Origin of the sequence: Streptomyces sp. SID9727, from assembly GCF_010550605.1 — a bacterium.
Lineage (GTDB): Bacteria > Actinomycetota > Actinomycetes > Streptomycetales > Streptomycetaceae > Streptomyces.
This window is the reverse complement of sequence record NZ_JAAGNI010000295.1, coordinates 49,365-59,073: the sequence shown is the minus strand read 5'-3', so window position 1 is coordinate 59,073 and position 9,709 is coordinate 49,365. Positions and strand designations below refer to the sequence as shown.

The window sequence follows — 9,709 nt, the reverse complement described above, 5'->3', positions numbered from 1 at the left end:
ATGAGCCTGCGGAATCGCTGTCGGTACGACATCCCAATTCCCTCCCGTGAACGAGAAATGAACGGCTGGCCGAGGTCATTGCGCAGGTAATTCCGGAATTACTGTCGCAGTACCTGGCACTTGAGGATCTACCACCCCGGCAAGAGCTGCTTCTCTGACGTTGCCACGGTTCGAAGGGGGCACTTGCCTTCAGTGCGGGGAATATCCACGGCCCGGGTCATCGAGCAGTCTCGGAGAAGACCGGATGCGGGCGGCCTGTAAAACTCGGGTGAGATCGGACCCTGTCGAATCACAGTCTGGCGAGGTTTAAATCCATGACGCACACGTATGACGCGATCATCGTCGGGTCGGGCTCCGCGGGTGCGGCGCTCGCGACCCGGCTGAGCGAGGATCCGGCCCGTTCGGTGCTCCTCATCGAAGCGGGCCCGGACTTTCCCGACCCGGCCGACATCCCGCACGACATCACCAATGGCAACGCCATGTCGATGAGCAAGCACGACTGGCACTACCGCGCGGAGATCCTGGACGGCCGGCGCATCCTCTTCCCCCGAGGAAAGATCACCGGCGGCTCGTCCGCGGTCGGCGCCACCATCGCGCTGCGGGGTGTGCCCGAGAACTACGACAAGTGGGCGGCGGCGGGCAACCCGGCATGGGCGTACGAGCGGGTGCTGCCGTACTTCCGCCGGCTGGAGGACGACCTGGACTTCGAGGGCCGCTACCACGGCAAGGGCGGCCCGGTGCCGATCCGCAGGTTCCGGCCGGACGAGATGACCACCATGCAGCGCGCCTTCACCGAGGCGAGCCTGGCGGCCGGATTCCCCGAGGTCTCCGACCACAACCACCCCGAGGCGACCGGTATCGGCCCGATCCCGTCCAACCGGCGCGACCCCCGCTTCCGGGTCTCGACGGCGATGGCGTACCTGACGGGCGAGGTACGGGCGCGGGAGAACCTGGTCATCCGCAGCGGGACGCTGGTGCACGAGGTGCTCTTCGAGGGCGACCGCGCCGTCGGCGTCCTGGTCTCGGCCGGTTCCGGCCAGCCGGAGGAACTGCGGGCGCACAAGGTCGTCCTGTCGGCCGGCGCGGTCAACACCCCGACACTGCTGATGCGTTCGGGAATCGGCCCGGCCGACGACCTGACCAGGCTCGGGATCGGTGTCCGGCTGGACCGGCCCGGGGTCGGCGCCCACCTGATGGACCACCCGCGGACCGGCGTGTTCATGCGGCCCGAGGAGGGGGCCCTGGACGAGAACGTGCCGTTCCTGCAGTCCATGGTGCGGACCACGGCCAAGGGGTCGACCGACTTCAACGACATGCAGTACTACATGGTCAACCACTTCGACCTGGAGCTCTTCCCCGAGCTCCAGATGCTGGCCGGCGCTTCGATGATCTTCGGCGTGATGGTGGTGGACCAGCAGCCGGAGTCGGTCGGCCGGCTTCGACTGGCCTCGGCCGACCCTGCGGCGGGGCCGGACATCCAGCTCGACTTCCTCTCCACCGAACGGGATCTGGAGAAGATGGTCCAGGGCGTCCGGACCTGCTGGGAGCTGGCCAACCACCCGGGGATCGCGTCGCGGGGCGACGGCTTCATCGTGCTGAACGACAAGCTCATCGAGAACGACGCGATGGTCGAGCAGTACGTGAAGGTGAGCCTGGACAGCGGCTACCACCCGGTGGGCACGGCCCGTATGGGCACCGCTGACGACACAGGCGCCGTGGTGGACGAACAGCTGCGAGTGCACGGGGTGGAGGGCCTGTACGTGGCCGACGCCTCGGTGATGCCGAGCATCGTCAACTGCAACACCAACCTCACCTCGATCATGATCGGTGAGCGGCTGGCGGACTGGCTGCGCGCCGAGTGAACTGAACCCGCCTCCCCCGACGGCCGTTCCGGCGCCTGCCGCGCCGGAACGGCCGCCCGTATGTCCTGGCCCAGGGCCCGCCGGCCGGCGCACGCAGGGCAATTTGAAAGACGAGACGCCGTCACCCTTACTGCCACTATGAGAGAAAACAACGCCGCAATTACCCGCCGGACAACAGACCCGGATATATTGCCGTTTTTCTGAATTGGTTCGCGGGGCGGCTGCCACAATCGGAAGAAAAGGCGATTCACCCATGACCGATCCGAATGTGCCGAGCACGGTCCGCGTACCTCTGGTGGGGGAGGACGAAGCCCAGGGCAGGACCGCCGAGCTGTACGAGGCGATCAAGTCCCGGATGGGCATTCCCTTCGTGCCGGACATGTTCCGCCTGGTGTCCAGCCGGCCCGACCTGCTGGAGGTCGTGATCGCCGGCTACGGCGGCGTGTTCAACGACGGCGTGCTGCCGCGTGCGACCCGCGAGATGATCTCCGCCTGGAGCTCCAAGGTCAACGGCTGCCCGTACTGCGTGGGCACTCACAACTGGTTCCTGGCCCAGTTCGGCGGCGACCAGGAACTCACCGACGCGATCGCCGGCTCCGCCTCGGTGGAGGACCTGCCGATCGACGAGCGCACCAAGGAACTCATGCGCCTGGTCACCCAGATCTGCACGGGCGCGTTCCGGGTCACCGACGAGGACTGGGCCAGGACCGAGGCCGCCGGCTGGACCAACGCGGAGATGCTGGAAGCGGTGTTCACCGCTTCACTGTTCGCCTTCATCAACCGCCTGGTGGATGGCCTGGGCCTGGGCGATTCGGTGGCCCGCAGCCGGATCGCCTCGCAGCCGGAGGACGCCACGGTGTCCGAGCAGCGGCTGGCAGAACCCCGGTGAGCAGCCCTTCGCGAGCGATCCTGCTGACCGGGGCGTCGTCGAGCACCGGCATGTCCTCCGGCACCGGAAAGACCGTGGCACTGCGGCTTCACCGCGCCGGCTGGCCGGTCTACGCGACCGCTCGGCGGCCCGAGGCACTGGCCGAGCTGGAGGCCGAGGGCATCCGGGTCCTCCCGCTGGATGTCAACGACGAGGATTCGATGACGGCCGTCGTCGACAAGATCACCGCCGAGCACGGCTCGGTCGGCACTCTGATCAACAACGCCGCCTACAGCCTCAACGGCACCATCGGCGAGACGCCGATGGACGAGGTCCGCAGCCAGTTCGAAACGAACCTCTTCGGACTGTGCCGGCTCACCCAGCTCGTGCTGCCCGGCATGCGGGCGCGGGGCAGCGGCCGGGTGATCATGATGTCGTCCATCTTCGGTCAGTTCGCCACCCCGGGCCGCGGCTACTACCAGGCCACCAAGCACGCGTTGGAGGCCATCAGCGACTCGCTGCGCCTGGAGGTGGACGCGTTCGGCATCAAGGTCGTGCTGGTGGAGCCGTCCCCGGTGCTCGGCGGGTTCGTCCCGATGTCGGTCGCCGACCTCGGGATGTCCGGGCAGGAACGCGGCGGTCTGTACGACGACTTCTGGCGGTACTTCGTCGACTGGCACGGCGCCTACCGGGAGACGGACAAGCCGAGCGGCCGCGGTCGGATGGCGGTGCGCGCGGAGACCGTGGCGAAGGTCATCGAGAAGGCGGTGACCAGCGACAACCCGAAGATCAGGTACCGGATCGGGATGCCGTCCCGGTTGCTGCCGCGGATGCGGTGGACCATCGGGGACAGGATGTTCGAACGCTTCGTCCGGGCGTTCTTTCCCGTCCCCTAAGGGCTGTCTTGCAATTCCCGGTGGATCAGCGCGCGGCGTCAGATGCGGTGCATCGCAAGGCGGAGAGGCGCCCGCATACTGGACGTATTCGGGCGTTTCGACAACGCGGCGAGGTGCCGCAGCTGTCGTCGTGCGCCCGCCGGGAATTGCGGGACAGCCCCTAGGCCGTGCCGACACCGTGGCCCCGCCCGGAACGTCGGCGGGGCCCGGTGGTGCGGCCTCACGGACACGAAGGCGGAACCTGACGGCAGGCCGCGCCTTCAACTCGTTTGGCGCCGGCCGTCAGACCGCAAGAATGAAGAAGGAGGAACCCCGCATCGGTGTGACGATTGACTGGCGCACCGAAGGACATCCGCCGAGGAGCTGAGGGAAGTGCCACCGATGTTTGAAGGCCACGCGGAGCCACCGGGGCGCGACGTCACCGGTCGGGATCCCGGAGCGGACGCATGAAGGACCCGAGACTACTCGTCCAGTCGCCGCTCAGGAGGCTGTCCCTGCTCCAGGTCCGGCACATCGCGACCGTGCAGTTCGGCGAGGCGACCGGCGACACCGCCCGGGTCTACCGGGAGCTCGAGCAGGACTTCGGGGTGCTCGCCCCGCCCGTCGCCCTGCACGCCCCGGTGCCGGAACTGCTCGCGGCTTCCTGGATGACACTGCGCGAGACCATGCTGGTCGACGGGCTGGTGCCGCGGGCCGCGAAGGAAGCGGTGGCCGCCGCCGTGTCCCGGGACAACCAGTGCCCCTTCTGCACCACCATGCATTCCACGATGCACAACTCCCTGGCCGCCCGGCCCACTTCCTCCGGGCGGGGCGTGAAGGCAGGACCGAACGGCGGCGCGGGGACGGCGCCGCACCAGTTGACGACGTGGATCAGCTCGACGGGCAGGCCCCCGTTCGCACCCGAACTGGTACCGGAGCTGGCCGGTACGGCGCTCTGCCTCCAGTACCTCAACCGGATGGTCAACGTCTTCCTGGGCGCGCAACCGCTGCCGCCGCACGCCCCGGACCGGGCGGTGGGCCCCGTGCTGCGGGTGCTGACCGGCCTGATGCGCAGCTCCGTCCGGGCTGGACCCCGAGCAGGGACGTCACTGTCCCTCCTGCCCGACGCACCGCTGCCGGCGGACCTGGGCTGGGCGGCGGCCGATCCGCGGATCGCCACGGCGCTGGCCCGCAGTACGGCGGCCGTCGAGCTGACAGCGGCCGAACTCGTGCCGGAGCCGGTCCGGGACCTGGTGGCCGCCGAACTGGCCCGCTGGGACGGCGGCGACCCCGGCCTCGGCCGGGCCTGGCTGGACGCACCGCTGCGGGAACTGCCGCCGGCCGACCGACCGGCGGGCACCCTCGCGCTGCTCACCGCCCTGGCTTCCTACCGGGTGGACGACAAGGTCATCGCGGCCTTCCGGCAGAACGGCGGGGGGGACCGGGAGATCCTCGCGGTCACGTCGTGGGCCGCCCAGCGGGCGGCCCGGCTGCGCAGCGGCCACCTGCTCCGCGACAACTGAACAGCTCCCCCCTCGGGGTCGTCAGCAGTTGCTCCGCCCACCGCCTCGCGGTGGTGTTCCGATACAAGGTCCGTGCGCCCTGAGTTCTCCAGGTGTTGATTCCCGACGCACCGCAGCGGAATCCAACACCTTCGTGCCGTGCCCGAAAGGCGGGATCCTTTTTTCCCCGCCGCCCTGCGGCCGTCAGGCGCTGCCCTGCGCGTCCGGTCAGGACGCACTCGCTTCATCGGCACGCTCGGAGAAATACCGTGCACATCTTTGCGGTACACATTATCGCACCGACAGAGCGTCAGTTCTGAGATGTTGCTCGGCCATTTCCGTCAGGACGCATTCGATTCATCGACAAGCTTGGAGCACTGCCATGCAGGTCGCCGTTGAGCGCGCGATAGCGACGATGTGGGACCGATACGAGGAACCACTCTCGCTCGACGAGATCGCCAATACCGCGATTCTCAGCAAGTTCTACTTCTCCCGGGTTTTCCGCAATCTCACCGGGACCTCTCCGGGCCGATTCCTTTCCGTGGTCCGGCTGCACCAGGCGAAGAGCCTGCTGTTGGAGACCAATCTCAGCGTCACCGAGATCTCCTACCGGGTCGGCTACAACAGTCTCGGCACCTTCACCAGTCGTTTCACCCGCAGCGTGAGCCACTCCCCGGCCCGCTACCGGGCGCTGGCCCGCGCCGGGCTGCTCGCGCCGAGCGGCGGGTCCACTGCGGGGCCGCAGCAGCTCCTCGACGGTGCCCGGCCCACCAGTGACCTCGAAGGAACGATTCGTCTCCCGGGCACCGCACAGCCGGTACGGATCTACGTCGGTGCGTTCCGCGAGTCCATCGTGCAGGGCCGTCCGACCGCCTGCGCGATCCTGGACGGGCCCGGCTCGTTCTCGCTGCGCCTGCCGGACGGCGCCTGGTACATCCGGGCGGCCGTACTCGCCATGGACGACCCGCCCTCGCCGCTCGGTCAGCGGCGCCCGCTGCTGGTGGCTTCGAGCCAGTTGCTGAACGTGCGGCGGGACCAGGACACCCGGGTCGACCTGATCGGGCGTCCGCTGACCCCCCTCGACCTGCCGATCCTGCTGGCGCTGCCGGAGCTGGACTTCTCGGGCCTGCCGAAGGCGGGCGGCGCTCCCTTCGCACTGCCCGCCATCACCGGCACCTGACCCGTAGGCGCGAAGGGGACGCACAGGCCGGCGTACGGACGGGGCCGCACCGCTGAAGAGCGGTGCGGCCCCGTCCGTACGCCGGCCCCGTCCGGTGCGGTCCTGCCGTGGCCCTCGCGGCCCGGTGGATCAGAACCCGTGGACCGGCTCCACCTCGTTCGCGGGCGGCGCGAACGGCCCCCAGACGAAGGCCGGCATCCAGGTCGCCGACGGGTCCCCGGACCAGCGCAGGTCCTCGATCTGGTGCCGCGTGCGGCGGCCGGTCAGCGACCGGAACACGTCGAAGGCCGGGCCGTGGACCGTGGCGACGGGCTCTCCCTCTCCCACCACCCAGCTCCGCTCCGGGGTGTCGATCCGCAGCGCCGGCAGATTCCCTCCGTGCAACGCGAGGCCGAAGCCCATGGTGGCCAGATCCAGCGCGCCGGGGAACGCCGGATGGCCGGACGGCGCGACCGTCTCGCCCAGACCGACGCGCAGGTCCATCTCGTGCGAGAACACGTCGAGCAGCAGGATGCGCCGCCGCAGCTCGGGGGTGCGGTCCAGTGCCTCGCGCAACTCGCCGTCCAGGACGTCCCACCGGTCCAGCAGAACGGGCAGGTCAGCGCCCTCCGACGGGCGCAGACCTATCTGGTTCTCCTCCAGGGCGACGAACGACTCGCATATGTGGACCAGGTGCCCGATCAGGTCGCGCACGGTCCAGTCGGGGCAGGCGGGTACGCCGGCGGCGGCCGTGTCCGGCGTCCGGGTGACCAGACCGGTGATGTTCCTCCTGGTCCGACGGTAGGCGCGGTACTGCTCGGCCGGATCGTGCCCGGTCCCCGCCGCCGTCATGACCCGCTCCGCTCGCCCGCGGTACCGGCCTGGCGCCGCGTCAGCAGACCGGCCCGGTGGAGCCAGTGAACGGTGTCGGCCATCGTCGTCGCGACCGGCCGCGCCGTGAGGACGTCGGCCGTTGCGGCTCGGGCCACCGGCACCGCGTGCCCGCAGGTGTAGGCGGCGCCGAACTCGGCGGGTATGTGCCACGGCCACCACCGCTGGACCTGATCGGCGGCCCGGGCGGCGGGAAGCATGGCCCGCACCGGCAGCCGCAGCGTCGTGAGCCTGCGGCCGGTGGCCGCGCGGAGCTCCGTCAGGTAGTCGGCCGTCGTCACGTACCGGTTGGGCCCGAAGATCCGTACCGGCTTGTCCGGCGGCGGGCCGAGGGCCAGTCCCCCGAGTACCGCGGCGGTGTCACGCACGTCGCCCAGCGGGAAACCGCCGGTGGGCCACAGCGGCATCAGGCCGCGCAGCGCGTCGCGCAGCCGGCCGGTCTGGTCACCGAGCCTCGGGTCGTCCGGGCCCAGCAGGGCCGGGGGGTAGACGATGTGGACCGGCGCCCCGTCGTCCTGGTGCCGCCGGGCGAGCGTCTCGCAGGCCGCCTTGCTTGCCAGGTAGGGCTCGTCGGGGTCCCCCACCGGGCTTTCGGCGCGCAGCTCGGATTCGGTGGTGGGAATCAGCGCGCCAACGGTCGAGACGTACAGCACCGCGCCGGTCCCCGCCCGGACCGCCGCCTTCAGGACCGCTTCGGTGCCCGCCACATTGGTGCGGGTGATGTCGTCACGGCGCCGGCGGTCGAAGGAATAGACCGATCCCAGGTGGATCACGGCGTCGGCGCCGCGTACCGCGCGGGCCACCGCCGCCCCGTCGGCGACGTCGCCGGTGACGGTCTCCACCGTGTCCGGGTCGACTCCGAGCGGGCCGAGCGCGGGCGCCAGCCGTGACGGGTCGCGCACCAGCAGCCGGATCCGTGCCCCACCGGCCACGAGGGCGGCGACCGTGTGCGAGCCGAGGAAGCCGGTGCCTCCTGTCACACAGACCAACATGTCGTTCCTCCTTTTCCGTCCCCTGCTCGTCCTGCCGTTTCGCCCGCCGGCGCGGCCGGTCCGCGGGCGCGCGCAGCCGGTCCGGCAGGAGCTGTCGGGTGATGTCCGCCAGGCGGCGGCTCGTGCCGTCCGGCCCGGGCCGCACGAGGGCGCGTACGGGCGACCGCTGACCGTGCGGGGTGCGGCGGGGCCGGCACGGTTCTCAGGCGGCCCACCCGCCGGACGGGCCGTTCTCGCGGCGCGCGGAGTCCACTTGGACGTCCTTGGCGAAGGAGGCCATGAGTACGGGAACCGCCTCGGCCTGGAAGTCGACCTCGGAGTCGAACTCCTTGATCATTCCTTCCAGCACCAGCAGCGACAGCAGCGGAAAGGCGAACTCGGCCGCGGCGAAGACGCCGTGATCCTTCTGGAGCTTGAACAGCCGCGGCGCGAACGCCCCGAGGTCGAAGTCCTTCGACAGCGCCCCGGCCACCTCGTCCACCAGCTCCGTCACCGCGCCGCGGAAGCCCTCCCGGTCCAAGTCCGCGGGGAGCCGCGCGGCGCTGTCGAGCACGATGTCCGCACACTTCGGGCCGTTGCCCTGGGCCATGTTGAGGAAGAAGCCGGCGAAGGAGCGCCGCACCGCGTCGGGCAGCCGCACCACGAAGCCGGCGTCCAGCACCACGACCCGTCCCTCACCGTCCAGGCAGAGGTTGCCCGGATGCAGGTCGCAGTGCACCACGCCGTCCACGAAGAGCATCCGGTAGACCGCCCGGAGGACGTCTCGGACCACCTCCTGGCGGCGGGCCATCGACATGCCGTGGGGCCTGAACCGGCCGATGTCCGGGACGAACTCCATGGTGAGCACCGTCGGTCCGCACAGTCCCTCGACGGGTGCGGGGATGCGCAGTTCGGTGTGGCCGGAGAGGTTCCCGCGCAGCGCGAGCAGGGCATCGTGTTCGGCGGTGAAGTCGAGCTGGCGCAGGACGGCGCCGCCGAGCTGTCCGATCATCTCCTCGGCGGGCAGGTCCCGCATGCTCGGCAGCAGCCGGCCGGCCCGCGCGCCGAGCAGGGCCAGCCGCAGATCGGCCTCCAGCACCGGGCGGATGCCGTGCCGTTGCACCTTGACGGCGACCTCGGTGCCGTCGGCGAGCCGTGCGCGGTGCACACTGGCGATACTGCCGCAGGCCACCGGCTCCCAGTCGAACTCGGCGAAGGCGTCGGAGAATCCGGCCTCGGCGAGGGTGCGTGCCACCGCCGCCCGTCTCGGCTGCCGCACCTCGTCGGCGAGTTCGCCCAACGCCTCGCACCAGCGTTCGGGGACCAGGTCACGGCGCGTGCTGAGCAGTTGCCCGGCCTTGACGAAGAACGGCCCCAGCGCGGTCAGCAGCCGGGGAGCGCGGTGCGCCAGCCTGGCCCGGCCGCCGCGGGTCATCGTGTGCGGCAGTGCGGCGATCAGATGTCCGGTGACGATCAGGGCGGTGGCACAGGCCCGCTTCGGCAGCAGCCACCAGGTGGTCCGTTGTTCTCGCACGGCAACCCCAGATCCCTCGTGTCGGGCGGACCGAAGAAGGCCCGCCA

At 70.3% G+C, this 9,709-nt stretch carries 8 protein-coding genes; 5 read left to right on the top strand and 3 right to left on the bottom strand.

Translation table 11 applies throughout. From position 1 onward, the window contains the following. Positions 1–314: 314 nt before the first annotated feature. From G3I41_RS19275 to G3I41_RS19255, 5 genes are all read left to right on the top strand, one after another. Positions 315–1,862 (top strand): GMC family oxidoreductase N-terminal domain-containing protein, encoded by a 1,548-nt coding sequence (locus G3I41_RS19275; RefSeq protein ID WP_164401473.1) that lies wholly within the window; start codon positions 315–317, stop codon positions 1,860–1,862. A gap of 253 nt (positions 1,863–2,115) precedes the next feature. Next, positions 2,116–2,751 carry a peroxidase-related enzyme gene (locus tag G3I41_RS19270; RefSeq protein ID WP_164401471.1) on the top strand — a complete coding sequence of 212 codons (636 nt, stop codon included), beginning with the start codon at positions 2,116–2,118 and terminating at the stop codon, positions 2,749–2,751. Further along, positions 2,748–3,626 carry an SDR family NAD(P)-dependent oxidoreductase gene (locus G3I41_RS19265; RefSeq protein ID WP_164401469.1) on the top strand — a complete coding sequence of 293 codons (879 nt, stop codon included), beginning with the start codon at positions 2,748–2,750 and terminating at the stop codon, positions 3,624–3,626. Before G3I41_RS19270 ends, G3I41_RS19265 begins: the two co-directional genes overlap by 4 nt. Before the next feature lie 446 nt (positions 3,627–4,072). After that, positions 4,073–5,128: a carboxymuconolactone decarboxylase gene (locus tag G3I41_RS19260; RefSeq protein WP_164401467.1), complete on the top strand. Its 1,056-nt coding sequence runs from the start codon at positions 4,073–4,075 to the stop codon at positions 5,126–5,128. 361 nt (positions 5,129–5,489) lie between these two features. Continuing rightward, positions 5,490–6,287 carry a helix-turn-helix transcriptional regulator gene (locus G3I41_RS19255; RefSeq protein WP_164401465.1) on the top strand — a complete coding sequence of 266 codons (798 nt, stop codon included), beginning with the start codon at positions 5,490–5,492 and terminating at the stop codon, positions 6,285–6,287. Between the two features lie 129 nt (positions 6,288–6,416). Here the strand turns inward: G3I41_RS19255 and G3I41_RS19250 are convergent, their stop codons facing one another. The 3 genes from G3I41_RS19250 to G3I41_RS19240 form a co-directional block, all read right to left on the bottom strand. Continuing rightward, entirely contained in the window at positions 6,417–7,118 is a 702-nt protein-coding gene (locus G3I41_RS19250; protein WP_164401463.1) for a maleylpyruvate isomerase family mycothiol-dependent enzyme, read from the bottom strand. Beyond that, complete coding sequence (locus G3I41_RS19245) at positions 7,115–8,137, bottom strand: NAD-dependent epimerase/dehydratase family protein (protein WP_343242169.1); 1,023 nt, start codon at positions 8,135–8,137, stop codon at positions 7,115–7,117. Before G3I41_RS19245 ends, G3I41_RS19250 begins: the two co-directional genes overlap by 4 nt. 214 nt (positions 8,138–8,351) lie before the next feature. Next, positions 8,352–9,662 carry an AarF/UbiB family protein gene (locus G3I41_RS19240; protein WP_164401461.1) on the bottom strand — a complete coding sequence of 437 codons (1,311 nt, stop codon included), beginning with the start codon at positions 9,660–9,662 and terminating at the stop codon, positions 8,352–8,354. Between the last annotated feature and the right edge of the window lie 47 nt (positions 9,663–9,709).